The sequence below is a fragment of the Pseudomonas sp. NFACC45 genome, from assembly GCF_900113505.1.
Classification (GTDB): Bacteria; Pseudomonadota; Gammaproteobacteria; order Pseudomonadales; family Pseudomonadaceae; genus Aquipseudomonas; species Aquipseudomonas tehranensis.
The window spans coordinates 161,656-187,472 of the sequence record NZ_FOPO01000007.1 but is presented as its reverse complement, the minus strand read 5'-3'; the positions used below and the strand labels follow the sequence as shown (position 1 = coordinate 187,472).

At 61.6% G+C, this 25,817-nt stretch carries 19 protein-coding genes; 13 read left to right on the top strand and 6 right to left on the bottom strand.

Annotated features, from left to right (window positions below; genetic code table 11):
• The first annotated feature begins 21 nt into the window (after positions 1–21).
• The 5 genes from BM132_RS15020 (at position 22) to BM132_RS15000 (ending at position 6,484) form a co-directional block, all read left to right on the top strand.
• Positions 22–1,146: a mannuronate-specific alginate lyase gene (locus tag BM132_RS15020; RefSeq protein WP_092456535.1), complete on the top strand. Its 1,125-nt coding sequence runs from the start codon at positions 22–24 to the stop codon at positions 1,144–1,146.
• Positions 1,147–1,366: 220 nt separating this feature from the next.
• Positions 1,367–2,932: an MBOAT family O-acyltransferase gene (locus tag BM132_RS15015; RefSeq protein WP_092393740.1), complete on the top strand. Its 1,566-nt coding sequence runs from the start codon at positions 1,367–1,369 to the stop codon at positions 2,930–2,932.
• Positions 2,933–2,943: 11 nt separating this feature from the next.
• A complete protein-coding gene (locus BM132_RS15010) occupies positions 2,944–4,119 on the top strand; it encodes an alginate O-acetyltransferase (RefSeq protein WP_092456290.1) in 1,176 nt (391 codons plus the stop codon).
• Between the two features lie 14 nt (positions 4,120–4,133).
• Entirely contained in the window at positions 4,134–4,799 is a 666-nt protein-coding gene (locus tag BM132_RS15005) for an alginate O-acetyltransferase AlgF (RefSeq protein WP_092393746.1), read from the top strand.
• A 233-nt stretch (positions 4,800–5,032) separates the two neighbouring features.
• Positions 5,033–6,484, top strand: coding sequence for a mannose-1-phosphate guanylyltransferase/mannose-6-phosphate isomerase (locus BM132_RS15000; protein WP_092393749.1), 1,452 nt, complete (start codon positions 5,033–5,035; stop codon positions 6,482–6,484).
• 75 nt (positions 6,485–6,559) lie between these two features.
• Here BM132_RS15000 and BM132_RS14995 read toward each other — a convergent pair whose 3' ends face one another.
• On the bottom strand, positions 6,560–9,277 hold the full coding sequence (locus tag BM132_RS14995; protein WP_092456287.1) for an RHS repeat domain-containing protein: 2,718 nt from the start codon (positions 9,275–9,277) through the stop codon (positions 6,560–6,562).
• Between the two features lie 173 nt (positions 9,278–9,450).
• On the opposite strand from BM132_RS14995, the gene BM132_RS14990 reads away from it, so the two are divergent.
• The gene (locus tag BM132_RS14990) at positions 9,451–9,915 is read left to right on the top strand and encodes a multidrug transporter (protein WP_092393758.1); all 465 of its coding nucleotides are present in this window, start codon (positions 9,451–9,453) and stop codon (positions 9,913–9,915) included.
• Between the two features lie 30 nt (positions 9,916–9,945).
• Positions 9,946–10,770, top strand: coding sequence for an SDR family oxidoreductase (locus BM132_RS14985; RefSeq protein ID WP_092393761.1), 825 nt, complete (start codon positions 9,946–9,948; stop codon positions 10,768–10,770).
• A gap of 153 nt (positions 10,771–10,923) precedes the next feature.
• On the opposite strand, the gene BM132_RS14980 is transcribed toward BM132_RS14985, so the two are convergent.
• The 4 genes from BM132_RS14980 to BM132_RS14965 are packed head-to-tail and all read right to left on the bottom strand — an operon-like array spanning position 10,924 to position 15,774.
• The gene (locus BM132_RS14980) at positions 10,924–11,781 is read right to left on the bottom strand and encodes an efflux RND transporter periplasmic adaptor subunit (protein ID WP_092456284.1); all 858 of its coding nucleotides are present in this window, start codon (positions 11,779–11,781) and stop codon (positions 10,924–10,926) included.
• Between the two features lie 10 nt (positions 11,782–11,791).
• The gene (locus BM132_RS14975; RefSeq protein ID WP_024617598.1) at positions 11,792–11,992 is read right to left on the bottom strand and encodes a DUF1656 domain-containing protein; all 201 of its coding nucleotides are present in this window, start codon (positions 11,990–11,992) and stop codon (positions 11,792–11,794) included.
• Positions 11,982–14,174, bottom strand: a complete 2,193-nt coding sequence (locus BM132_RS14970) for an FUSC family protein (RefSeq protein ID WP_092456281.1) — start codon at positions 14,172–14,174, stop codon at positions 11,982–11,984. Before BM132_RS14970 ends, BM132_RS14975 begins: the two co-directional genes overlap by 11 nt.
• Positions 14,175–14,184: 10 nt before the next feature.
• Positions 14,185–15,774 carry an efflux transporter outer membrane subunit gene (locus BM132_RS14965; RefSeq protein ID WP_256244265.1) on the bottom strand — a complete coding sequence of 530 codons (1,590 nt, stop codon included), beginning with the start codon at positions 15,772–15,774 and terminating at the stop codon, positions 14,185–14,187.
• Positions 15,775–16,092: 318 nt separating this feature from the next.
• Here BM132_RS14965 and BM132_RS14960 point away from each other — a divergent pair, with 318 nt between their 5' ends.
• On the top strand, positions 16,093–17,061 hold the full coding sequence (locus tag BM132_RS14960; protein ID WP_092456278.1) for a LysR family transcriptional regulator: 969 nt from the start codon (positions 16,093–16,095) through the stop codon (positions 17,059–17,061).
• Between the two features lie 27 nt (positions 17,062–17,088).
• On the opposite strand, the gene BM132_RS14955 is transcribed toward BM132_RS14960, so the two are convergent.
• Complete coding sequence (locus BM132_RS14955; RefSeq protein ID WP_092456275.1) at positions 17,089–17,343, bottom strand: hypothetical protein; 255 nt, start codon at positions 17,341–17,343, stop codon at positions 17,089–17,091.
• A 236-nt stretch (positions 17,344–17,579) separates the two neighbouring features.
• Between BM132_RS14955 and BM132_RS14950 the strand changes: the two genes are divergently transcribed.
• From BM132_RS14950 to BM132_RS14930, 5 genes are all read left to right on the top strand, one after another.
• Positions 17,580–18,737: an efflux RND transporter periplasmic adaptor subunit gene (locus BM132_RS14950; protein WP_092456272.1), complete on the top strand. Its 1,158-nt coding sequence runs from the start codon at positions 17,580–17,582 to the stop codon at positions 18,735–18,737.
• Positions 18,734–21,844 (top strand): multidrug efflux RND transporter permease subunit, encoded by a 3,111-nt coding sequence (locus tag BM132_RS14945; protein WP_092456269.1) that lies wholly within the window; start codon positions 18,734–18,736, stop codon positions 21,842–21,844. Before BM132_RS14950 ends, BM132_RS14945 begins: the two co-directional genes overlap by 4 nt.
• Positions 21,845–21,853: 9 nt before the next feature.
• The gene (locus tag BM132_RS14940; protein ID WP_092393782.1) at positions 21,854–22,525 is read left to right on the top strand and encodes a heavy metal response regulator transcription factor; all 672 of its coding nucleotides are present in this window, start codon (positions 21,854–21,856) and stop codon (positions 22,523–22,525) included.
• Between the two features lie 35 nt (positions 22,526–22,560).
• Positions 22,561–23,889 carry a heavy metal sensor histidine kinase gene (locus BM132_RS14935; protein ID WP_371264133.1) on the top strand — a complete coding sequence of 443 codons (1,329 nt, stop codon included), beginning with the start codon at positions 22,561–22,563 and terminating at the stop codon, positions 23,887–23,889.
• Positions 23,890–24,134: 245 nt separating this feature from the next.
• Positions 24,135–25,631, top strand: a complete 1,497-nt coding sequence (locus BM132_RS14930; protein ID WP_092456530.1) for a sensor domain-containing diguanylate cyclase — start codon at positions 24,135–24,137, stop codon at positions 25,629–25,631.
• Positions 25,632–25,817: the final 186 nt, after the last annotated feature.

Genomic DNA, 25,817 nt, shown 5'->3' with positions numbered 1-25,817 from the left:
TCTCGTCTCATGACCAGAACCATGCGCACCCGAACGTTGAAAACGCTGCTGGCGCCGTCTCTGCTGACCCTGGCGATATTCGCCGGCGCGACGCAGGCCGCGGCCCCGCTACGCCCGCCCCAGGGTTACTTCGCACCCATTGAAAAATTCAAGACGGGCAGCTCTGACGAGCGCTGCGAATCGGTACCGACGCCTTACACCGGCTCGCTGCAATTTCGCAGCAAGTACGAAGGCTCCGACAAGGCCCGTGCAACCCTGAACACGCAATCGGAAAAAGCCTTCCGTGACAGCACCGCCGACATCACCAAGATCGAACGCGGCATCAGCAAACAAGTGATGCAATTCATGCGCGACGGGCGCCCCGAGCAGCTGGAATGCACCCTGAACTGGCTGACCGCCTGGGCCAAGGCCGATGCGCTGATGTCCAAGGACTTCAACCACACCGGCAAGTCCATGCGCAAATGGGCCTTGGGAAGCATGGCGTCGGCCTATGTTCGCCTGAAGTTCTCCGAGTCTCATCCACTGGCCAATCATCAGGAGCAGGCACAACTGATCGAAGGCTGGTTCAGCAAGATGGCCGATCAGGTGGTCAGCGACTGGGACAACCTGCCGCTGAAAAAAATCAACAACCACTCCTACTGGGCCGCCTGGTCGGTGATGGCCACCGCCGTGGCGACCAACCGCCGCGACCTGTTCGACTGGGCCGTCAAGGAATACAAGATCGGCGTCAACCAGGTCGACGCCGAGGGCTTCTTGCCCAACGAACTCAAGCGCAAGCAACGCGCCCTGTCCTACCACAACTATGCCCTGCCGCCCCTGGCGATGATCGCCAGTTTCGCTCAGGTCAACGGCGTGGACCTGCGCCAGGAAAACAACGGCGCCCTCAAGCGCCTGGCTGACCAGGTCCTGGCCGGGGTGAAAGATCCGGACATCTTCGAAGACAAGAACGGCGATGAACAGGACATGAAGGATCTGAAAGTCGATTCCAAGTTCGCCTGGCTCGAACCGTTCTGCAGCCTCTACACCTGCCCCGAGGATGTGCTGGAGCGCAAGCATGAAATGCAGCCGTTCAAGACGTTCCGCCTCGGCGGGGACTTGACCAAGGTGTACGACCCTTCATGGGAAAAAGGTGAGAAAGGTAGCTGATGCCGTAACCCCTGCCTGGCAGGGAACCTTGTGGGAGCGGGCTTGCTCGCGAATTCGGTCTGTCATCCAGCAATGATGTCGACTGATAAACCGCCTTCGCGAGCAAGCCCGCTCCCACAGGGCAGTGTCAGACATGAACTGTGTTATGCCCCCCGGTTTTCATGGGGGGGTTTGGGGGGGCTCTGGCCCTTGACTGTTGATTCAACATGGAGAGATCGGGATGGTATTTTCATCCAACGTGTTCCTGTTCCTGTTCTTGCCGATCTTTCTCGGCTTGTACTACTTGAGCGGGCAACGCTATCGCAACCTGCTGTTATTGCTGGCCAGCTATGTGTTCTATGCCTGGTGGCGCGTGGACTTCCTGGCGTTGTTCGCCGGCGTCACCCTGTGGAACTACTGGATCGGCCTGAAAGTCGGCGCCGCCGGCGTGCGCACCAAACCGGCCCAGCGCTGGCTGTTGCTCGGCGTGGGCGTGGACCTGTGCATCCTGGGCTATTTCAAGTACGCCAACTTCGGTGTGGACAGCCTCAATGCGATCATTACCGGCTTCGGTCTCAATCCGTTCATCCTGACGCACGTGTTGTTGCCGATCGGGATCTCGTTCTACATCTTCGAGTCCATCAGCTACATCATCGACGTGTATCGCGGTGATACCCCGGCAACCCACAACCTGATCGACTTCGCAGCGTTCGTGGCGATCTTCCCGCACCTGATCGCCGGCCCCGTGTTGCGTTTCCGCGACCTGGCCGATCAGTTCAACAACCGCACCCACACCCTGGACAAGTTCTCCGAAGGCTGCACGCGCTTCATGCAGGGTTTCATCAAGAAGGTGTTCATCGCCGACACCCTGGCGGTGGTGGCCGACCATTGCTTTGCCCTGGAGAACCCCACCACGGGCGATGCCTGGCTCGGCGCCCTGGCTTACACCGCACAACTGTACTTCGACTTCTCCGGCTACAGCGACATGGCCATCGGCCTGGGCTTGATGATGGGTTTCCGTTTCATGGAAAACTTCAAGCAGCCCTACATCAGCCAGTCGATCACCGAGTTCTGGCGGCGCTGGCACATCAGCCTGTCGACCTGGCTGCGCGATTACCTCTACATCACCCTGGGCGGCAATCGCAAAGGCACGTTGATGACCTATCGCAACCTGTTCCTGACCATGCTGCTCGGTGGTCTGTGGCACGGCGCGAACATCACCTACGTGATCTGGGGCGCCTGGCACGGTATGTGGCTGGCCATCGAAAAAGCGGTAGGCATCAACACCACGCCACGCGCTCTGAATCCGATCCGCTGGGCACTGACGTTCCTGCTGGTGGTGATGGGCTGGGTGATCTTCCGTGCCGAGAACCTGCACGTAGCCGGCCGCATGTACAGCGCCATGTTCAGCTTCGGCGACTGGTCGCTGTCGGAACTGACCCGCGCCAACCTCACCGGTCTGCAAATCGCCACGCTGGCGGTGGCCTACGCCACCCTCGCCTTCTTCGGCCTGCGCGATCTCTACACCAATCAGCCACCGGTCAAGACCAAACCTGAAGTGAACACCGAGGCCGACGGTCCGGCTACAGCTCAACCAGGGCTGATCAAAGCCGTGCCGGGTGAAAACCCGTCGAACATTCATGAACCGGGCTACACCGTAGGCGTCGAAGCCCAGGTGCAACCAGCCTACTGGACCGCGGACTGGTCACGCTATGCAATGCGCGCCCTGGTGCTGATGTTGTTCATTGCCTCGATTCTCAAACTCTCGGCGCAAAGCTTCTCGCCGTTCCTTTACTTCCAGTTCTGAGGGATCTGAACATGACCCGCTCATTACGCATCTTCTACATCGCACTGTTCTTGCTGACCTTGACGGTCCTGGGCCTGTGGTCGGTGCGCAGCTTCTTCGGCTTCAGCACCAACCCCGACGCGACCGTGCTCAACGGTCGCTGGAGCAAAGCCGTCGAGACGCACTACGACGAAGAGTTCCCGATCAAGCGCCTGGGCACCAACATCTGGGCGGCATTGGACTACAAGCTGTTCAACGAGGGCCGCAAAGGCGTGGTCCTGGGCCGCGACCAGTGGCTGTACAGCGACGAAGAGTTCAACCCGATCGTCAACGAAGAACAGAACCTGCAAGGCAACTACGCGCTGGTCGAAGGCGTGCGCCAGAAGCTCAAGGAACAGGGCATCACCCTGGTCATGGCCATCGTGCCGGCCAAGGTGCGGTTGTATCCGGAGCACTTGGGTGAAGTGAAGCCTTCGAGCATTCACGCCAACCTCTACCAGGATTTCCATGCCCGTGTGGCGGCAGACAAGATCCTGGCACCTGACCTGCTCGGCCCGATGCAACAGGCCAAGCAAAGCGGCCAGCAAGTGTTCCTGCGCACCGACACCCACTGGACCCCGGAAGGCGCGCAGGTCGCCGCCGAGAAGCTGGCGAAGACGATTGCCGAGCGCACCCCACTCAACGGCGAGCCACAACGCTTCGTCACCGAGATTGCGGAAAAAATCACTCATAAGGGCGACCTGCGTCAGTTCCTGCCCCTGGACCCGCTGTTCGAAAACCTGATGCCAGCCCAGGAGCCGCTGGTCAAACGCACCACCCGTGAAGCCGACGACCAGCCGGCCGAAGGCGACGCGCTGTTTGCCGATGCCCAGGTGCCCGTGGCGCTGATCGGCACCAGTTACAGCGCCAACCCCAACTGGAACTTCGTCGGCGCCCTCAAGCAGGCCCTCAACAGCGACGTCGTGAACTACGCCGAAGACGGCCATGGCCCGATTCTGCCGATGCTCAGCTACCTCAAGAGCGACGCCTTCAAGAACAGCCCGCCACAGGTGCTGATCTGGGAGTTTCCTGAACGTTATCTGCCTGTGAACAACGAAATCGGTGACGCCGACCCGCAGTGGGTCGCAGAACTCAAACAAGCCGGCGCACGCCAACAGAACGTCGCTGCCAACACCCCATCCGAGACGCCCGACCGGGCGCAAAACTGAAAGAGAGGTCCACCATGACTTTCACTACAACTCCTCGCCGTCTCGCCGCTCGCTCCCTCAAGGCCGTTGCCCTGGTTGCCAGCATGAGCGCCCTTTCCCTGTCGGCCTTTGCCGGTGACTCGGCCCTGTACGGTCCGGTTGCGCCAAAAGGTTCGAGCTTCGTGCGGATCTACAACGCCAGCAATGCCGAAGTCAGCGCCACCGTCGGCAGCACCAACCTGAGCGACGTAGCACCACTGGCCAGCACTGACTTCAGCTTCATGCCCGGCGGCGACTACAGCGCCAAGGTCGGCAGTCAGACCGTCCCGGTAAAACTGGCCCCCGATCACTATTACACCCTGGTCAACAACGCCAGCGGCCAGCCTCAGTTGATTGAAGAACCGCCGTTCAAGAACAAGCAGAAGTCCCTGGTACGCGTACAGAACCTCAGCGACAAGCCGCTGACCCTCAAGACCGCCGATGGCAAGACCGAAGTGGTCAAGACCGTGGCAGCCAAGGGCCGTGGCGAGCGTGAAATCAACCCGGTGAAAGTGAGCCTGGCGCTGTTCGACGGCGACAAGAAAGTCGGCGATCTCAAGCCCGTGGCCCTGGAACGCGGCGAAGCGGCCGTACTGTACGTCACCGGTTCGGGCAGCAGCCTGTCGCCAGTGTGGGTAAAACGCCCAGTGTCGACCCGCTGATCAATTCACCTGAGGGCTGAACGCCTATTTGTGTAGGAGCTGCCGCAGGCTGCGATCTTTTGATCTTGATCTTTCGCTTGGGATTCAAGTGTTAGCGCAAAGATCGCAGCCTCGCTGCACTCGTCAGCTCCTACAGCAAAGGTCAGTCACTCAGGTACGGAACAACAACAAGAGAGTGAAACGACAGAACGCAGTAGCTCTAAAAACCATTTCGATTTGTAGGAGTAACAAACATGATTCCGGTGATCTTGTCAGGTGGTAGCGGCTCACGTCTTTGGCCGCTTTCGCGCAAGCAATTCCCTAAACAGTTCCTGGCCCTGACCGGCGAACACACCCTGTTCCAGCAAACCCTCGAGCGCCTGGTGTTCGAAGGCATGGACACCCCGATCGTGGTTTGCAACAAAGACCACCGGTTCATCGTCAACGAGCAGTTGACCAACCGCAAGCTGGAAGCCCAGCGCATTCTGATGGAACCGTTCGGACGCAACACCGCGCCGGCCGTGGCGCTGACCGCAATGATGCTGGTCAATGAAGGTCGCGACGAGCTGATGCTGGTCCTGCCGGCCGACCACGTGCTGGAAGACCAGAAGGCCCTGCAACGCGCATTGGCCCTGGCCACCGTGGCCGCCGAGCGTGGCGAAATGGTGCTGTTCGGCGTACCGGCCACCAAACCGGAAACCGGTTATGGCTACATCAAGTCGACCAACGATGCCCTGCTGCCTGAAGGGGTGAGCCGCGTTTCGCACTTCGTCGAAAAACCCGACGTCAAGCGCGCCACCGAGTTCGTCGAAGCCGGCGGTTACTTCTGGAACAGCGGCATGTTCCTGTTCCGCGCCAGCCGTTTCCTCGAAGAGCTGAAAAAGCACGATCCGGACATCTACGACACCTGCCTGCTGACCCTGGAGCGCAGCGAGCAGACCCCCGACACCATCACCTTCGACGAAGCCACCTTCGCCTGCTGCCCGGACAATTCCATCGACTACGCCGTCATGGAAAAGACCCAGCGCGCCTGCGTGGTGCCACTGTCGGCCGGCTGGAGCGATGTCGGCTGCTGGTCGTCGCTGTGGGAAGTCAACCCCAAGGACGCCAACGGCAACGTCACCAAGGGCGACGTCGTCGTCCAGGACAGCCGTAACTGCATGATCCATGGCAACGGCAAGCTGGTGTCGGTGATCGGCCTGGACAACATTGTGGTGGTCGAAACCAAGGACGCCATGATGATCGCCCACAAGGACAAGGTCCAAGGCGTCAAGCAAATGGTCAACACCCTCAACGCCCAGGGCCGCACCGAAACCCAGAACCATTGCGAGGTCTATCGTCCGTGGGGTTCCTATGATTCGGTGGACATGGGCGGTCGTTTCCAGGTCAAGCACATCTCGGTCAAGCCGGGTGCGTGCCTGTCGCTGCAAATGCACCACCACCGCGCCGAACACTGGATCGTGGTCAGCGGCACCGCCGAAGTGACCTGCGATGAGAACGTGTTCCTGCTCTGCGAGAACCAGTCGACCTACATTCCGATCGCCTCGGTTCATCGTCTGCGTAACCCGGGCAAGATCCCGCTGGAAATCATCGAAGTGCAGTCCGGCAGCTACCTGGGCGAAGACGACATTGAGCGCTTCGAAGACATCTACGGTCGCTCTACTCCGATCGAACGTGGCGTGTCGGTGAAAACCATCGCGCAGTAACGCTCGGTAGAAAAAAAGAAGCCCCCGTCCAGCCCACTGCGTCCCCTATCCGCAGTGGGTTGGGTGGGGGCTTTTTTATTGATTGACCACTCGCTTGGCATCAAATTTTTCGGCAATCCTGGCCGAGCGCGGATTGACCGCGTCCGTTCTGATTTTCCGGATATCCGCCCCCTTGGAAATGGCCTTGATGGCATGCACCGTCAAGAATGTTCCCACCCCCTTCAGCATCGGCAGCCGCGCCACTGAGCTGGCCTGCGCCAACGCCTCCTTTTTCAAGGCCCCGTCACCCTGGGTTTCAGGGTGGACAACCACTTGCACAACATCCACTTCCGTTTTTCCCTTCGTTGTAAACGCGTTCAATTCGGCCAGACCATAAATCTGTCGTTCCTCAGGCGGTTTCAACTTGTCGGATTTTTTCATGACCGCGAAAAAGCGCCGCTCAACGACGAAATCAGGGTGTCTGTTCAAAGCGTCCGAATCGATCGGCTCGTCCACGAATACATCGTTGGCACTGCGCAACATGTAACTGGAAATGCTGGCCCCCAGACCGAAGTTTGAAGGTTGTCCCACGACTTTCGAACTCGTGGTTTCGTTGGAGAGGGCTTTATAGCGTTGCTTGTAGCGTTGCAGATTCTGTTTGACCTCATCGCCTCCCACCAGATAGTCATTGAATGCACCGACCTCCACCACTTTGAAGTCGTTCACATCGCTGTACTTTCCCGTGGCCTCCTTGAACACGCCCACCCTGCTCGTCAGCGCCGCCGCTGTGAGCTTCAATCGATTCTTCACGCCTACATCAATTTCGTACTTTCCAGTCTTGTTAAGCCCGTCCGCGTCCCGGAAAGTCAGCGGGTTATTGCTCACCATCGCGTACAGGTTCAGCCCATCGATACCTCCCGCAGGGTCCGGATTAAGCCAGCGCTGCAGGCCGGGCATGTAGTACCGATAGCCGTAGTAATACAACCCCGTTGCGTCCCGCTCCTTGCCCGAGTAACGAACCGTCTTGTAACTGACCTCCACCCCATCAGGTCCCGCCAGGTACGCGGTCTCGCCGAAAGGATAGAAGTGCTCGCGGCTGATGATTCGCCCGTCCTGGGCAAGCTCCAGGCTGGTCGAACCCAAGTGGTCGGTAAAACTGTATCGATAGAGGTCGTTTGCCCCTGAAGGTGGCACGCTTTCCCAGTGCAATATTCGAACGCTGTTGAGCCCGCCCAGGGCGGTGATGACCTGGAGGGACTCTGCGGTGCCGCTGTCAGCGCGCAGTTCCAGACCTGGCAAATAACGCACCTCGGCGACCAGCGTTCGGGCACCGGTTTGCAGCGTGCGCAATTTGCGCACGCGCTGGCCGCTACCGTCATAGACATAAATCTCACCGTCGTTAAGCCTTGAGGCGCGTTCGATGGGGGTGACCGAACTCAACTGGTTGCGCAGATCCCAAGCCAGGAAACGCCCCTCGTCCTGTTCCAGACAATTGCCCCGCGCATCGAACGCGGCGCAGATGTCATCTTCAGTTGGAGGCACGCCGTTGCGGTACGGCAAACAACGATTGCTGTAGCGGGCCGCTTGCAACTGGCGGCCATGATTCTGAGCGCCGACATGGGTCAGTTCCAGCAGGTTGCCGCTCTCATCGTAGCGGTAGGTCTGCCGGTAGTTGCTCACCGCCGCCGGGTCGAGGCGGCCAACGGACTCCGGTCCCTGATGGGCAGCGCCCGCCTCCCAGCCGCTGGCTTCGAGCAATTGGTAGAGACTGTCGTAGCTGAAACGGCTGGCGGGCTCGACACGCTGATTGGCGAAGTAGCGCACCGGCAGGGCCTTGTCCTCGATGCTCAGCACGTTACCCATGGGGTCATAGGTGTAGAACAGGTCTTGCAGCACCTGATCGGCGCGCCTGGCGTGGCGTTCCATCAACCGGCCGTCGTCGGGGCTGTATTCAAGCAGGGTCTGCACACCGTTCCCGGCCGTTTCCTGCGCTATTTGCCCGTCGGCGTTGTAACGAATATCGCTGACCAGCGGCTGCCATGTGTCCTGCCCGTTTAATAACAAGTGAGTTTCACGCAACCGGCCATCGAGGGTCAGCCTTTTGCGTTGTCGATTGCCCAGGGCATCCATTTGCTCCAGCACGTCGCCCTGGGGGCCAAGACACCAGGTTGACCGGGCGCCCTCGCCGGGTTCGAGCAATGTTTCACGCTCGGCTTCCGACTCCGGCCAGTCGGGAGCGACGGCATCAAGGATGAAGCGACGGTTCTGGACAAGGTTCTGCGCGGTGAGGGCAAAGGACTCCATCTGCACGCTACCTGCTGGGTCATCGTGGCGGATCAACTGCCCGTACTGGTTATGGTCGCGATCGCCCCGGCCCGGGGAACCGTACTTCAAGCGCTCCATGCACCGACGCGGTTGCCCGGCGCCTTGTTCGAGCACCACCACGGGACGGAGCAGGTCGTCGTAGCCCACCTCGCGATGCGTGCCCCGACCGTCCCACGCCCGCAAACCCTCGCCGGCGAGCCCAGGCAGATCGATCTGCAATCCCGCATCGACGCTATCGGTACGCAGCGCGGCAGCGGACAGCGAATAAACCGTCGTAAGGTTGGCCGGCGCCGACTGATCGTCTTGTTGCAAACACCACAATCGAGGATCCCACTGTTTTGCCAAACGACCGGCGGCATCGAAAAGGCTGCGAGTGACACGCTCTTGCGTGGGTCCGTTCTCGACGTTGCGCCAATAGTCGACCGAGCGAACCGGTAAATTCCTTGGGTCAAAGGCCATCAGCCTCGGGGTTCTCTGATCCATACCCATCTAATCAGACCTCTTGGTCGTAGCACCGCTGCCTCGTAACCGGCATCTAACAAGGGCAGACAACCCTTGCCTACTGTCAGATATGACAGCGGCGACCGACGGCCCGAGACGGATGAATATCCACGGCCCGCCCCCTCCGGTAGGATGGTGTGACGGTAACGGAGGCTTCAACCATGCTTATCGGCGTCTTGCTGGTCATCACCTGGCTCATCCTGCTGCTGCGCTATCCGGCCAAGGCGTTGCCGGTGTCCCTGGCGGCGTTCGTCGGTCTGGGACTGGTGGCCGCGTGGGTAATCTGGGAGGACAGTCGCGAAACCCGGCAACTGGCGCGCCTGGATCTGCGCGTCAGCTACGCCCCCGACCGCTGCCCGGCCGACCGTCCGCTGTTGCTGAACATGACCAATGGCAACGATGTACCGCTGATCGAACTGCGCTGGCGGATCGCGGCTTATGCACCCGGCGACACCATCAACCTGGCCGACAATCAGTACACCGCACCGCGTTATCGAGGCCCAGGCGAGTTGCAGCCCGGCGCTGACTGGCAGGACTGCCTGCCCTTGCCGCCGCTGCGTCCCGGATATCGTCCACAAACCCTGGAGTTTCGCGCCGAACGATTGCAAGGCAGCTTCTCCAACTGATCCCTCTCATTGTTTGCATAAGGAATGGCCATGCCCGTTGCGTTGATTACCGGATGTTCCAGCGGCATCGGCCGCGCCCTCGCCGATGCCTTCAAGGCCGCCGGCTATCAAGTATGGGCCAGTGCTCGCAAGGATGAGGACGTGGCGCTGCTCAGTGCGGCCGGGTTCACCGCTGTACAACTGGACGTCAATGACGGCCAGGCCTTGGAGCAGTTGAGCGAACGCATCAACCAGCAACACGGCGGCCTCGATGTGCTGATCAACAATGCCGGTTACGGCGCCATGGGTCCATTGTTGGACGGTGGTGTGCCGGCCATGCAGCGCCAGTTCGAAACCAATGTGTTCGCCATCGTCGGGGTAACCCGCGCACTGTTCCCGGTGCTGCGCCGGGCCAAGGGATTGGTGGTGAACATCGGCAGCGTATCCGGCGTGCTGGTGACGCCATTTGCCGGCGCCTATTGCGCCTCAAAGGCGGCGGTGCATGCCTTGAGCGATGCGCTGCGCATGGAACTGGCGCCGTTCGGCATCCGCGTAATGGAAGTCCAGCCTGGGGCGATCGCCTCCAGTTTCGCCAAAAATGCCGGCCATGAAGCCGAGCAACTGATCAGCGAACAGTCACCCTGGTGGCCTCTGCGCGACGGCATCCGCAGCCGCGCCAAAGCATCCCAGGACAACCCGACCCCGGCGAGCGATTTTGCCGCAGGCCTGCTCAAGGCCGTGCAGCAACCCAAGCCCCCGCGCCTGCTGCGCTTGGGCAATGGCAGCCGGGCGTTGCCGTTGATGGCCGGTTTGCTGCCCAAAGCATTGCTGGAAAAAGGCTTGAGGAAGCGGTTTGGGTTGGGTGGTTCGCTGTAAGGGCTGGAGGATAGCAGGCCTTACCTTGTTTGGACCGGGGATATGGTTAATCCCCTCGCCACAGGGATTTGGGGCGAACATGGAACTCATACCCACCGCTCCCACAGGGGCTTGGTGCTGAATGTGCGTCTACCCCCTTCCACAAATAATGTGCTAACCCTGCGGTTCGACCACCACCGTACAGGTCATCCCCGCCGCCAGCAGCACGCCGTCCGGCACTTCGTCGATATGGATCCGCACCGGCACCCGCTGGGCCAGGCGAACCCAGTTGAAGGTCGGGTTGACGTCGGCGATCAGCTCGCGGCTTGCCGGGTTGTCCCGGTCGTAGATGCCCCGAGAGATGCTTTGCACATGCCCCTTGAGCACCTCACCGCTCATCAACTGCAACTGCGCCGAATCACCGACCCGCACCTTGGGCAATTTGGTTTCTTCGAAATAGCCGTAGACCCAGAACGAATGCATGTCCACCACAGCCATCTTCGCCTCGCCGATGCGCGCGTAGTCACCCCGATGCACGTTGAGGTTGGTGACATAACCGTCCACCGCCGCGCGAACTTGGGTACGCGAGAGGTTCAGCTCGGCCGCCTCCAGTTGCGCCTGGGCGTGCTGGTAATCGGCCAGGGCCGAGTCGGCAATGTTACTGGCGTCGTCACGGTTTTCCCGGGAGACCACCAGGCTGTCCAGGTCGGCACGCCGATGGGCGTTGACCTTGCGCATTTCCCAGGTCGCCTTGCGCGAGGCCACCAACGAGCGAGCCTGTTTCACCGCAATGCGGTAATGCTCAGGGTCGATACGCATCAGCAGGTCGCCCTTTTTTACCAACTGGTTATCACGCACCGGCACCTCGACCACCTCGCCACTGACGTCGGCAGCGACGTTGATGATATCGGCGCGTACCCGTCCATCTCGGGTCCACGGCGTGTTCATGTAATGCACCCACAACACCCGGCCGATCCACAGGGCAAGGGCTAGCACCAACAGCGTCGCAAGCAGGCTGAAAAACTTTTTCATCGCATTGATCTCAACGGTAGACCGTCAGCGCCAGCGCGCCAAACAGGCAGGTAAACAGACTCAGGCGCAGCAGCGCCGGGTGCCAGAAGAAGCGGTACAGGTCCAACCCCGACAGAAAACGATCCAGGGCCCAGGCCAGGGCGGCGGCGATAAAAAACATCAGGGTCATGGTGGGCATGTACACGCCATGGAAGGCGATTTCACGAGGCATGTGCGGGTTCCTGGGGCAGCGGCCTGGCGTAGGCCGTCAATGGCGATTGCCGGTCCAAAAGCGAGGTACGGATGAAATGCAGGTAGCTTTTCACCCGGCGCAGGGCCGAGGTGTCGAAGTGCGGGGCGAAGGGTTCGTCACTGGCCTGTACGCGGCTGATGGCATGGTCGACCGCCAACAGGGCGCGCTCCAGATTGCTCTGGCCGGGCTGGCGGAACAGCCGCACCAGCGCCCGCCCCATTACGCGGATCGCCTGGCGCCATGGCTGGCTTGGGGCATAGGCCGGATGTACGGGCAAGATCGCCTGTTCTTTGCGCAATTCGATAATTGCATGGCCAATCTCCAGTACCACAAACATCCAGCGCAACAGATCGCGCTGTACCCGAGGCTGCCCCGCGGCCAGTCCATAAGCCTGATGCAGCAGATCCCGGGTGCGACTTTCAAAGCCCGACGCCAGCCCCTTGAGCCGGCCGCTGATAGCAAACACCACCTGCTCGCGCAGGTCTTGTTCGAGCCGGCGCCACAACCAGCGACTGTTGGGCGGCAGGATGATTGCCCCGGCAGCGGCGCATACCAACATGCCAAGGATCATCGCGAGGTAGTCGTTGATGAAGGTGTAGGGGTTGTAGACCGTCAGGTTGTCGGGCACCGAACCGGTGCAGAAAAAGATCAGCAGCCCCAGCCCGACCCCAGCGTATTGCGGTCGCGAGCTGAGAAACGAGCCCAACATGATCACCGGTGCCAACATCACGCAGAGCAAGGGGAAGCCGTCGATCAGCGGGAAGATGAAAAACATCTCGACGAAACCGATCAAGGCCCCGAACAGCGTGCCACACGCCATCTGGAACGCCATGCGTTTGGGGTTGGGCGTGGCGGCCGACAAGCCCACCGTAGCGGCGGCAATCATCGTCATGGTCGCGCCACTCGGCCAGGCCGTGGCGACCCAATAGCTGCCCAGCACCAGCAGGATGAACGCTGCCCGAAACCCCGACGCCGCAGCCGCCAGACCGTTGGTCTGCGGCATGAAAGGCTCATCCCATTGCTCGCGTTCGTGGCGATGATCGGCTAGCGACGCATGGGTCTGGGCGTAGCCGTGCAAGTCATCGACGAAGCGATACAGCAGCTCGTAGGCGGTGTGGAAATCCAGCCGCTCTGCTTCGCTCGGATCTGTTTCTTCGAACACCCCACGCAGCCTGCGCACTTGCGCCGGCAAATCGGCCTTGTAGGTAGCCAACTGCGCCGCCAGGCGCGCAGCATCTTTATCGGTCAGGGCGCGGGCGCTAAACCCGTCCAGCAACTCGGCCAACGTTTGCAAACCCGGTTTGATGGCGTTCACGACCTGTTCGGCCCGGCGGCTGCGCAAACGCTCGAGCAACTGGTGCAAGGCGTTGAAGCGGGTGGTGATGCCCATGAATTCGCTGTTCAAGCGGCTGAGCCGACCGTTGCGCCGACGCATGTGCGGGTCTTCGAACACCGTCACACTGCGCAGACTTTCCAGGCCCACGGCTTCGGCAATGAAGCCCACGTTATGCGCCTCGAATGCCTCACGTTTGCTGCGCCCCCGCAAGCCATCGGTGACGAACAGGGCAAACACGCCAAAGCGTTGGTACAGGGCGTTGCGCATGGCGGCGCTGGCGGTTTGCGGCAGGATCGCGGCGCTGATCAGGGTGGCGCAGAGAATCCCCAGGGAAATTTCCAGCACACGCCACACTGCCGCCATGAACGCGCCTTCCGGGTGAGCCAGGGCCGGCAGACCAATCATGGCCGCGGTGTAGCCGGCCAGTACAAAACCATAGGCCCTGAAGTTGCGATAACGCGCCGCACCCGCTGAACAGACGCCAACCCAGATCGCCAGGCTGCCCAGAAACAGTTCGGTGTTCTGGGCGAACAAGGCAATCAGCGCCACCATCACCGCCGAGCCCGCCAGAGTGCCAAGCAAGCGATAGAAACTCTTGGCGAACACCTGGCCGCTCTGGGGCTGCATGACGATAAACACCGTGATCATGGCCGTGCGCGGTTGCGGCAGCTCCAGGCGCATCGCCAGCCACAACGTCAGAAACGCAGCGAACAAGACTTTGAAGATATAGACCCAGGTCACCCCATCGCTGCGAGCCCATTCAAAGAAACCACGGCGCCATTCGAGGCGGTAGAGCCAGTGTGCGGGGGCGAGTAAAGACTTCACAGGAAAAAACTCAGCATCGTGGCGAGGGAGCTTGCTTGCGCTTGGGTTGCGCCTTGTAGGCGCTGCGTAGGAGCTGTCGAAGGCTACGATCTTTTGATCTTTTCGTTTGGGACTCAAGTGTCTGGGGAAAGATCGCAGCCTCGTTGCACTCGACAGCTCCTACAGAGTCCAGCCCACCTCCCAACGCCGTCACCAGGTCGGCATGGGCCGTCAGACGCGCCGCCTCCACTTGCTGTTGCACCTGTTGCTGCTTGAACAACAGGCTTTGGGCGTTGAGCACGTTGAGGTAGTCAGTGAGCCCGCGCTGGAACGCAACCATCGCGATGTCGTAGGTGCGTTGGGCGGCGGCCACCGACTCAGCGGCGAAGACGTGCTGCTTGTCCATGGACTCGCGGCGGATCAACTGATCGGAAATACTCTTGAGCGCATCGACCAGCGTCTGGTTGTAGTGGGCCACGGCAATGTCATAACCGGCCGCCGCCTCCCCCAACTGTGAACGCAGGCGCCCGCCATCGAAAATCGGCAGCGTGATGGCCGGTCCGACGCTGTAGGTGAGCTTCTTGCCAGTCAAGAATTCCAGCGTCCCGCCACCGGTCGCCATGTAGCCGATACTGCCCAGCAGGTCGACATTGGGATAAAACCCGGCACGCGCGACATCGATACCCCGCGCCTGAGCAGCCACTTGCCAACGCCCGGCCACCACGTCCGGACGCTGGCCGAGCAGTTCGGCGGGCAATGCCGACGGCAGCTTCAAGGGCGCACCGAGCGCCAGGGTCGGGCGCTGCAGCCGCGCCCCTTCGCCTGGCCCTTTGCCCGCCAGCGCCGCCAATTGATTGCGGCTCAAGGCAATGGCTTCGTCGAGGGCGTCGAGTTGCCGATGGGTCTCGGGCAACGGCGCCTGGGCCTGGCTGACTTCGAAATGGGTGCCGATGCCGCCGTCCAGACGCTTTTGCGCCAGTTCGAGAATCTGCTCCTGTTGATGGAGGGTCGCCACGACGATATCGCGCTGGGCGTAGTGCAACGCGAACTGGATATAGGCGCGCACGATGTTGTTCTGTAACTCCAACTGCGCCTGCCGCGCCTCGGCCACGCTGACATGAGCCAGGTCGACGGCCCGCTCACTGGCGTTGCGCTCGCGGCCCCACAGGTCCAGGGCATAGCTCAAGCCCAGGCCGGCGTTATTGTCCCAAGTGGTGGTGTCGGCCAACTCGCCAGGGCCATAGAACTGATCGGAGGGCCAGTTGTGGCGCTTGAGAGTCGCCTGACCATTGATCTGTAGCGACTCGGCAGCCTCGACGACACCGGCCATGGCCTTGGCCTGGCGCACGCGGGCGGCGGCCAGGGCCAGGCTCGGGCTGCCCTGCACGGCCAGCTCGATCCAGCGATCCAGTTGCCGGTCGCCATAGGCATTCCACCACTGGCGGGTGGGCCAGTGAGCATCGCGGGCAGCCTCGCGGATCGCTTCATCGGTGGCCAGTTGATTGGCCGACAATGCCTGGCCTTGCGGCGCAATCCCTCCCGTGCCGATGCAACCGCTGATGGTGAACGTTAAAAGCCAAACACTGAGAGTCTTCAGCTCTCTGCTGATGCAACGCGGCACTTGCGCAAAATTCCTGAGTTGGGGAGGCGTGAAGAGTGGTGAGGCTGAATGCCCGGTGACGCACCTGTGGGAGCGAGCCTGCTCGCGATAGCGTCCAGGCAGACACATTGAGGGGAATGTGATGCCGCCATCGCGAGCAGGCTCGCTCCCACAGCAATCAGCGATCCTGGATTGGCCGCAATTCTAGGCACCCCACCGAACGGCGATAAGCCGACCTTTCTGCGAATCTTTGTTACCGTTACTGCGATAATCCATTAGTCGGGGTCCGCCGCACTGTAACTTCGTGTCACAATTTGCCACCTCCCAAGAGAGCCCTTCATGGACACTTTGCAAAACATGCGCGCGTTCAGCTGTGTGGCCGAAGCGGGCAGCTTCACCGCCGCCGCCCAACAGCTCGATACCACGACCGCCAACGTTTCGCGTGCGGTTTCCAATCTGGAAGCCCATCTGCAAACCCGCCTGCTCAACCGCACCACCCGCCGCATCGCCCTGACCGAGGCCGGCAAACGCTATCTGCTGCGTTGCGAGCAGATCCTGGCGTATGTCGAGGAGGCTGAAGCCGAGGCCAGCGATGCTCACGCACGTCCTGCCGGGCAGTTGAAGGTCCATACCATGACCGGCATCGGCCAGCATTTCGTGATCGATGCCATCGCCCGCTATCGTAAAACCCATCCCGACGTGACCTTCGACCTGACCCTGGCCAACCGGGTGCCGGATATCCTGGACGAAGGCTACGACGTCTCCATCGTGCTCGCCAGCGAGTTGCCGGATTCGGGCTTCGTTTCCCAACGCCTGGGGATCACCTACAGCATCGTCTGCGCATCACCTGCCTACGTGAAAGCCAGCGGCTGCCCGCAAACACCCGGTGACCTGCTCAACCACGCCTGCCTGCGCCTGGTCAGCCCGGTCATTCCGCTGGAGAAATGGGTATTTGACGGCCCCGAAGGCCAAGAGATGGTCACCATCAGCAACTCACCGTTCCTGGTGAACTCCGCCGATGCCATGAAAACCGCGATCACCAGTGGCATGGGCGTGGGCGTGTTGCCGGTGTATGCCGCCATTGAGGGCTTGCGCAATGGCACGCTGGTGCGGGTCATGCCCAACTACCGCTCCCAGGAACTGAACCTCTACGCCATCTATCCTTCGCGACAGTACCTGGATGCGAAGATCAAGACCTGGGTCGAGTACCTGCGCGGTTCGCTGCCGGAAATCCTCGCGGCGCACCAGGCCGAGCTGACGGCCTATGAGTTGAGTGGCAGTCTGGCCGGCGCACGGGTCACGAACTGATTTCGCGCCCGTGCTCCAAGGGCGATATCAGCGCTTGCCCATCGAGCGACGCGTGCCGGGCGGCGCGGCGCCAGGGGTTTTGGTGTGACCGTTCTTGGCGCCGTTCTTGTACCAAGGCTGCTGCCCGGCCCCTTTGGCCGCGGCCAGCTCACCCGGCTTGAACGGGAACTTGAAAGTCGGGATCGCGTTGACGCTCTCGCCGCTGGAAGCATCGCTGTCGGGCCGGTCGGCCTGTTCGCCGTTCGGGTGTTCGTCCGCGGGCAAAGGTGTTGGGGAAGTCATGTAAAGCTCCGGGTAATGCGTGCAAGTCGGGCCCGGAGAGCGAGCCGCGAAAGTCGGCAGTATACCCGCCCGATACCGGCGCGCGCAGGGCGGATTCAATCGGCCCTACACTCGTCTGACAGTAAGTCGGGACAAAACTGACAAGCCCGTCAGTTAGGCGTCACCTTCCTGACCACCTCGCAACGCTATATAAGAAAGATAAAAATCCCTCTGTCCTGAACCGGCCTCCCACCTCCATGCACATCCAGAAAAAAACCGTCTTGCTCGTCGCGCTCCTGGTCGTCCTGGCGGCTGTCGCCCTCTGGTATGTCATCAAGCCCGTCACCGCCAAACCCGGCGCGCCCGTGGCCGTTCCGGTGAGGGTGGTCAGCGTGGTGCAAAAGGATGTGCCGCGTTTTGCCAGTGGCATCGGCACGGTGTTGTCACTGCACAGCGTGGTGATCCGCCCGCAGATCGACGGCATCCTCACCCGACTGCTGGTCAAGGAAGGGCAACAGGTCAAGCAGGGTGACCTGCTGGCCACCATCGACGACCGCTCGATCCGCGCCAGCCTCGACCAGGCCAGGGCCCAGCTCGGGGAAAGTCAGGCACAACTGGCGGTCGCCCAGATCAATCTCAAGCGCTACAAATTGCTCAGTGTCGACGACGGCGTATCGAAGCAGACCTACGACCAGCAACAGGCACTGGTCAACCAGCTCAAGGCCACCGCCCAGGGCAATCAGGCGGCCATCGATGCCGCCCAGGTGCAGTTGTCCTACACCCGAATCCGCTCCCCGGTGACCGGTCGCGTCGGCATTCGCAACGTGGACGAAGGCAACTTCCTGCGCGCCAGCGACACCGACGGCCTGTTCACCGTGACCCAGATCGACCCGATCGCGGTGGAGTTTGCCTTGCCCCAACAAATGCTGCCCACCTTGCAACGGTTGATGGCCGCCCCCGAGCAAGCGCTGGTCCAGGCCTACACAGGCGCCGATGGTAGCTCGGGTGAAATGCTCGGCGAGGGCCGCCTGAGCCTGATCGACAACCAGATCAACGCCAACACCGGCACCCTGCGGGCCAAGGCTGAATTCAGCAACGCCGCGCAACGGCTATGGCCAGGGCAGTTGGTGACATTGAAAATCCAGACCGCCCTCGACAAGGACGCCCTGGTGGTTCCACCGACCGTGGTTCAGCGCGGCCTGGAGCAACCTTTCGTGTACCGGATCAAGGGTAACCAGGTCGAGAGCGTACCGGTGGTGATGGTGTACCAGGACAGTGACCTGCACATCATCAAAGGGGTGAGCGCGGGCGATCAACTGGTGAGCGACGGTCAGTCACGGCTCAAGCCCGGCACCCGCATCCAGGTGCTCGGTGACCCCGTGGCCCAGGCCAGTGTGTCGGAGCCAAAACCATGAAGGGCCGCGGTTCGGTTTCGGCGTGGTGCATCGATCACCCCATCGCCACGGTGCTGCTGACGTTCGCCTTGGTGCTGCTGGGGTTGATCGCCTTTCCTCGCCTGCCTGTTGCGCCATTGCCGGAAGCGGAGTTCCCGACGATCCAGGTCAACGCCCAGTTGCCCGGTGCCAGTCCCGAGACCATGGCTTCATCGGTGGCCACCCCGCTGGAAGTGCAATTCAGCGCCATCCCTGGCATCACCCAGATGACCTCCAGCAGCGCGCTGGGCTCGACCAACCTCACCCTGCAATTCAGCCTCGACAAAAGCATCGACACCGCCGCCCAGGAGGTACAGGCGGCCATCAACACCGCCGCAGGCAAATTGCCCAATGACATGCCGAACCTGCCCACCTGGCGCAAAGTCAATCCGGCCGACAGCCCGGTGTTGATCCTCAGCATCAGTTCCAGCCTGATGCCCGGCACCGACCTGAGCGATTACGTCGAGACTCTGCTCGCCCGTCAGATCAGCCAGATCGACGGTGTAGGGCAAATCTACATTACCGGCCAGCAACGCCCGGCGATCCGGGTCCAGGCCTCGGCCGACCGGCTCGCCGCCATCGGCCTGACCCTGGCGGACATCCGCGTGGCGCTGCAGCAAGCCAGCCTCAATCTGGCCAAGGGCGCCTTGTACGGCGAGTCGAGTATTTCGACCCTCGCCACCAATGATCAGTTGTTCACCCCTGAGCAATACCGTGAATTGATCGTGTCCTACAGGGACGGGGCGCCGGTTCACCTCAAGGACATCGCTACAGTCGTCAATGGTTCGGAAAACGCCTACGTCCAGGCCTGGTCCGACGGCGAGCCGGGGGTCAACCTGGTCATCTTCCGGCAACCGGGGGCGAACATCGTCGAGACAGTCGACCGCATCCAGGCAGCCTTGCCCACCCTTGAAGCCATGCTGCCCGCCGCGGTGCAGGTCAAAGTGATGATCGACCGGACCCAGACCATCCGCGCCTCGTTGCATGAAGTGGAAATCACCTTGCTGATCGCGGTGCTGCTGGTGGTGGCGGTGATGGCATTGTTCCTGCGCCAGCTTTCGGCAACTCTGATTGTCTCGGCGGTGCTCGGTGTGTCGCTGATCGCCAGTTTCGCCCTGATGTACGTGATGGGCTTTAGCCTGAACAACCTGACCCTGGTGGCGATCGTCATCTCGGTGGGGTTCGTGGTGGACGATGCCATTGTGGTGGTGGAGAACATCCACCGACATCTGGAAGCCGGCGAAGGCATGCGTGAGGCGGCGATCAAGGGCGCGGGCGAGATCGGCTTCACGGTGATCTCCATCAGCTTTTCGCTGGTGGCGGCGTTCATTCCGCTGCTGTTCATGGGGGGCGTGGTCGGGCGACTGTTCAAGGAGTTTGCCTTGACCGCGACGTCGACCATCCTGATTTCGGTGGTGGTGTCCCTGACCCTGGCGCCGACCCTGGCGGCCTTGTTCATGCGCGCCCCGACACATCATGCTCAGGCCGGGCCAGGCTTCGGCGAACACTTGCTGGGCTGGTATGAACGAGGCCTTCGTCGGGCCCTGGCCCATCAGAAATTGATGATCGGCGTGTTCGGCCTGACCCTGGCAATGGCGGTCGCCGGCTATGTATTCATTCCCAAGGGCTTTTTTCCGGTCCAGGACAACGGCCTGGTGCTGGGCACCAGCGAAGCGGCCGCCGATGTGTCATTCCCGGACATGGTCGCCAAGCACAAGGCCCTGGCCGAAATCGTCGCCGCCGACCCGGCGGTGCAAACCTTCTCCCACTCCGTCGGCGTCTCCGGCAACAACCAGACCATCGCCAACGGCCGCTTCTGGATCGCTCTCAAGCCCCGGGGCGAGCGCGACGTGTCGGCCAGTGGATTCATCGACAGGATCCGCCCCAAACTGTTGGGTATCCCCGGCGTGGTGCTCTACCTGAGGGCCGGGCAGGACATCAACCTCAGCTCCGGTCCGAGCCGCGCCCAGTATCAATACGTGCTCAAGAGCAACGACGGGCCTACCCTCAACACCTGGACCCAAAAACTCACCGACAGGCTGCGCGGCAACCCCGCGTTCCGGGACATCTCCAACGACCTGCAACTGGGCGGCAGCATCACCCACATCAACATCGACCGCAGCGCGGCGGCGCGCTTTGGCCTCACTGCCAGCGATGTCGACCAGGCCCTGTACGACGCCTTCGGTCAGCGGCAGATCAACGAATTCCAGACTGAAACCAATCAATACAACGTGATCCTGGAGCTCGACACCGCGCAACGTGGCAAGGCCGAGAGCCTGGCCTATTTCTACCTGCGCTCGCCGCTCAGTGGTGAGATGGTCCCGCTCTCGGCCCTGGCCCGCTTCGATGCGCCGACCAACGGCCCACTGTCCATTGCCCACGACGGTATGTTTCCGGCGGCCAACCTGTCGTTCAACCTGGCGCCTGGCGTGGCGCTGGGCGATGCAGTGCGCATGCTCGACCAGGCCAAGAACGAGATCGGCATGCCGGCCTCCATCACCGGTAACTTCCAGGGCGCGGCCCAAGCGTTCCAAAGCTCCCTGACCAGCCAGCCATGGCTGATTCTCGCCGCGCTGTTGGCGGTGTACATCATCCTCGGCGTGCTCTACGAGAGTTTCATACACCCGTTGACGATCATCTCCACCCTGCCCTCGGCCGGCCTCGGCGCGCTGGTCATGCTGTGGTTGCTGGGCCAGGATTTTTCGATCATGGCGCTGATCGGGTTGGTGCTGCTGATCGGCATCGTCAAGAAAAACGGCATCCTGATGATCGACTTCGCCCTCGACGCCCAGCGCAAGGGTGGTTTGACGCCCCAGGAAGCGATTTTCCAGGCGTGCCTGACCCGGTTTCGCCCGATCATCATGACCACCCTGGCCGCTCTGCTCGGTGCCCTGCCGCTGATGCTCGGCTCCGGCCCCGGCGCAGAATTGCGCCAACCGCTGGGCATTGCAGTGGTCGGCGGCCTGCTGGTGAGCCAGGCGCTGACGCTGTTCACCACACCGGTCATATACTTATGGCTCGAGCGACTGTTTCATCGGCCCGTCCAGCAGCCCGGACCTGCGCCGACGACGCTGGCGACCACAGACTGAGGCGGGGCCATGCGCGTTCTGATCATCGAAGACGAAGAAAAAACCGCGGACTATCTGCATCGCGGCCTGACCGAACAGGGCTACACCGTGGATGTGGCGCCGAACGGCGTCGAGGGGCTGCACCTGGCGCTGGAAAGCGATTACGCGGTGATCGTGCTGGACGTCATGCTGCCAGGCCTGGACGGCTTCGGCGTGCTGCGGGCTCTGCGCGCCCGCAAGCAGACCCCGGTGATCATGCTCACCGCCCGTGAACGGGTCGAAGACCGCATCAAGGGCTTGCGTGACGGCGCCGATGATTACCTGGGCAAGCCGTTCTCCTTCCTGGAACTGGTAGCCCGCCTGCAAGCCCTGACCCGCCGCAGCGGCAGTCATGAACCGGTGCAGGTCAGCATCGCTGACCTGTGGATCGACCTGATCAGCCGCAAGGCCACCCGCGCCGGCCAACGCCTGGACCTGACGGCCAAGGAGTTCTCGCTGCTCAGCGTCCTGGCGCGCCGCCAAGGCGAAATACTGTCGAAAACCGCCATTGCCGAAATGGTCTGGGACATCAACTTCGACAGCGACGCCAACGTGGTGGAAGTGGCCATCAAACGCTTGCGGGCCAAGCTCGACGGGCCGTTCGAAGAAAAACTGCTGCACACGATTCGTGGAATGGGTTATGTGCTGGAGAGCAGAGAGTGACTTTGCCCGACAGTATCGCCCTGCGCCTGAGCGGCATGTTCACGCTGGTGGCGGCCTTGGTGTTCCTGTTGATCGGCGGGGCCTTGTACCAGCAAGTCGACAAGGGCCTGGGCCTGTTGCCGGAAGCTGAACTCGATGCGCGCTACAGCGTGCTCGAGTCCACGGTCGGTCGCTACGGCACACCCGAGCACTGGGTGAAGATCAATAACAAGTTGCGCCTGCTGGGAGAGGAAGACAAACGCATCCGATTCTGGATCGTCAGTGGCGATCCACGCTTTGAATATGGCAACCCCGATCCACAGATTCGTGCCTTCGCCGAAGGTTCGCTGGGCAAGCGCGACCTGAAACTGGCGGCGCAGCCATACCCGATGAAAGTGCTCGTGAGCCAGTTCCCGGCCAAGGACCAGCGTCCGCCCCTGCGCTTCATGATCGGCATCGACACCCAGACGTTCTATCAGACCCAACACCATTTGCTGGTGGCGCTGGTGAGCCTGGCGATTGTCGGGGTGGTCCTGGCCTCATTGCTGGGCTACTGGGTGGCACGTATCGGCCTCAAGCCGCTGATCAAGCTGTCCGATGAGGCCAGACGCCTGACACCACCGCGCTTGTCCGGGCGCTTGCAGATGTCACCCTTGGCGCCGGAGCTCAGTCAATTCGTCAGGTCCTTCAACGCCACCCTCGACCGGGTCGAACAGGCGTACTCGCGACTGGAGTCGTTCAACGCCGACGTCGCCCATGAGCTGCGCTCGCCCCTGACCAACCTGATCGGCCAGACCCAGGTGGCGCTGACCCGTGGGCGCTCGGCCGAGCATTACTTCGAGGTGCTGCAATCGAATCTCGAAGAGCTGGAGCGACTGCGCTCGATCATCAACGACATGCTGTTCCTCGCCAGCGCCGACCAGGGCAGCAAAGCCACCAAGCTCACCAGCACCTCCCTGGCCGGCGAAGTGGCGACCACCCTCGACTACCTGGACTTCATCCTCGAAGACGCCCAGGTCCAAGTCAGGGTCGACGGTGACGCCCAGGCCAACATCGAGATCGCCCACCTGCGCCGCGCACTGATCAACCTGCTGAGCAACGCGGTGCGCCACACCGCCCCGGGGCAAGTGATCAATGTGCGCATCGAGGTCTTGGGCGACCAGATCACCCTCGCCGTCACCAACCCCGGCGAACCGATTGCCGATGAACACCTGCCGCGCCTGTTCGAACGGTTCTACCGGGTAGATGCCTCCCGCAGCAACAGTGGCGCCAACCACGGGTTGGGGCTGGCCATCGTCAAGGCGATTGCGCTGATGCACGGTGGGGATGTCTTCGTGCACAGTGACCGAGGCGTGAATACCTTCGGGATCCGCTTGCCGGCCTGAAACCCCACGCTGTTTAGATCGTAATGGGATGAACTCCAAGCGATTGAATGCTGGATGAAAGCCAAATGTAGCAAAGTAAAAAGATCTCAGCCTTCGGCAGCGCTCACGCGTTATTGCGCGAACACTGATTGCCCGCTCTCACCGATCCAAGCACAATCAGCAAAAGGCCAGCATCTGGTGCATTGCCGGTTATGCAACCCTTTGGGACGGATCCCAGCCAAATGACAAATGCAGACATCGGAACCATGAGCGCGAGCAGTGCGACACCCGGCAACACCCCGTTTTCGATACGCTCGGAACGGGTACTGGTACTGGCCAGTTCGTTGGTTGTCATTGCCATCCTGAGCATCGTGACCTTCCTGCTGATCCGCGAATACGCCGCCGCCCAACAGGCCGCGACACGTTCGGCGACCAATATCGTGCAACTGATTGATGCCGACGTGCTGCGCAACGTGGAGCTCTACGATCTGTCGCTACAAGGTTTGGTCGCCGCCACCCAACGCGACGACCTGAAAGATGTTTCGCCGACGATTCGCCACTTGGCCCTCTTCGACCGTGCCACCGCCGCCCCCTATAAAGGCGACATCCTGCTGCTCGACAAGCGCGGCGATGTAGTCGCCGACTCCGCCTCGATTGAGCCACGAAAGGGCAACTATGCCGACCGGGAATATTTCCAGTCCCATGTCCAGAACCCGAGCCCGGGCATGATGATCAGTCGCCCGTTTCGCTCCAGAAGTGCCGCGCAGGACTGGCGCATCAGTTTCAGCTACCGAGTGAACGACGAACACGGGGAGTTCGTGGGCGTGGCGGAAGCCGCGATGCGCTTGAATTACTTCAACCAATTGTTCAAGAGCCTGAACATCGGTCATGGCGGCACAGTCAATCTGGTCAGCAGCGACGGCTTCCTGTTGGCCCAGGAGCCGCCCCTGGCCGAGGACCTGATTGGCAAGGATTTCAGCAACCGCCCGAACTTCATGCGCATCCTGCGCGAAGGCAACGGCAGCTTCACCAGCGTATCCGGTCAGGACCAGAAGCCGCGCCTGTACACCTTTTCCCAAGTGGGCGACCTGCCTTTGATCGTGGTAGTGGCGCTCTCCTCCGATGAAGTCTTCGCCTCCTGGAAACGCACGGCGCTGCTGGTCAGCGGTGCTACAGGAGCATTGTGCATCGGCTTGCTCTGGCTCACCTGGCTGCTGCGTCATGAACTGAGGCGGCGCCACCACGCTGAACGGGAACTGGCGCAACTGGCGTCCGTCGACTCGCTGACGGGCCTGGCCAACCGCCGGACCCTGGACGAAACGCTGCAACGGGAATGGCTGCGGGCCCAGCGCTCGGGCCAACCGCTGTCAGTCATGATGATCGATGCCGATCACTTCAAGGCATTCAACGATCGCCACGGCCACCCAAGCGGTGACGAGGCCTTGCGCACCCTGGCGCATCTGATCGGCCGGCATGTCCGTCGACCGGCCGACCTGGCAGCGCGCTATGGCGGTGAGGAGTTTTCGGTGGTACTGCCGGAAACCACCACCGCCGGAGCCTTTACCATGGCCCAGAACATTCGCGAAGCGGTGGAGCAATTGCCGCCTTTCATTCCCGGCGCAGCGCCCATGACCGTTAGCATCGGCATCGCCACCTGGACCCAAGGGCCGTATGGCGAACTCGAACAACTCATGTTCGCCGCCGACAAGGCGCTGTACCAGGCCAAGGCCAGTGGGCGCAATCGTGTGGTTTGCGCGATGTGACACCAGCGCCCCAAGGCTGTGGACATATTGCTCTCTGTGGCGAGGGGATTTATCCCCGCTGGGCTGAAGCAGCCCCAATGCAGACGACTCAATCAGCCTGGCGCACCGAGTTGCAGTGGGTAGGACTGCTTCGCAGCCCAGCGGGGATAAATCCCCTCGCCACAAGTCCCCATGTCCCTCCAATCT

What these genes read in the sequence shown, in the direction of transcription:
- BM132_RS15020 (WP_092456535.1), top strand. Translation starts at nt 22, where the DNA reads ATGCGCACCCGAACGTTGAAAACGCTGCTGGCGCCGTCTCTGCTGACC.
- BM132_RS15015 (WP_092393740.1), top strand. Translation starts at nt 1,367, where the DNA reads ATGGTATTTTCATCCAACGTGTTCCTGTTCCTGTTCTTGCCGATCTTT.
- BM132_RS15010 (WP_092456290.1), top strand. Translation starts at nt 2,944, where the DNA reads ATGACCCGCTCATTACGCATCTTCTACATCGCACTGTTCTTGCTGACC.
- BM132_RS15005 (WP_092393746.1), top strand. Translation starts at nt 4,134, where the DNA reads ATGACTTTCACTACAACTCCTCGCCGTCTCGCCGCTCGCTCCCTCAAG.
- BM132_RS15000 (WP_092393749.1), top strand. Translation starts at nt 5,033, where the DNA reads ATGATTCCGGTGATCTTGTCAGGTGGTAGCGGCTCACGTCTTTGGCCG.
- BM132_RS14995 (WP_092456287.1), bottom strand. Translation starts at nt 9,277, where the DNA reads ATGGGTATGGATCAGAGAACCCCGAGGCTGATGGCCTTTGACCCAAGG.
- BM132_RS14990 (WP_092393758.1), top strand. Translation starts at nt 9,451, where the DNA reads ATGCTTATCGGCGTCTTGCTGGTCATCACCTGGCTCATCCTGCTGCTG.
- BM132_RS14985 (WP_092393761.1), top strand. Translation starts at nt 9,946, where the DNA reads ATGCCCGTTGCGTTGATTACCGGATGTTCCAGCGGCATCGGCCGCGCC.
- BM132_RS14980 (WP_092456284.1), bottom strand. Translation starts at nt 11,781, where the DNA reads ATGAAAAAGTTTTTCAGCCTGCTTGCGACGCTGTTGGTGCTAGCCCTT.
- BM132_RS14975 (WP_024617598.1), bottom strand. Translation starts at nt 11,992, where the DNA reads ATGCCTCGTGAAATCGCCTTCCATGGCGTGTACATGCCCACCATGACC.
- BM132_RS14960 (WP_092456278.1), top strand. Translation starts at nt 16,093, where the DNA reads ATGGACACTTTGCAAAACATGCGCGCGTTCAGCTGTGTGGCCGAAGCG.
- BM132_RS14955 (WP_092456275.1), bottom strand. Translation starts at nt 17,343, where the DNA reads ATGACTTCCCCAACACCTTTGCCCGCGGACGAACACCCGAACGGCGAA.
- BM132_RS14950 (WP_092456272.1), top strand. Translation starts at nt 17,580, where the DNA reads ATGCACATCCAGAAAAAAACCGTCTTGCTCGTCGCGCTCCTGGTCGTC.
- BM132_RS14945 (WP_092456269.1), top strand. Translation starts at nt 18,734, where the DNA reads ATGAAGGGCCGCGGTTCGGTTTCGGCGTGGTGCATCGATCACCCCATC.
- BM132_RS14940 (WP_092393782.1), top strand. Translation starts at nt 21,854, where the DNA reads ATGCGCGTTCTGATCATCGAAGACGAAGAAAAAACCGCGGACTATCTG.
- BM132_RS14935 (WP_371264133.1), top strand. Translation starts at nt 22,561, where the DNA reads ATGTTCACGCTGGTGGCGGCCTTGGTGTTCCTGTTGATCGGCGGGGCC.
- BM132_RS14930 (WP_092456530.1), top strand. Translation starts at nt 24,135, where the DNA reads ATGAGCGCGAGCAGTGCGACACCCGGCAACACCCCGTTTTCGATACGC.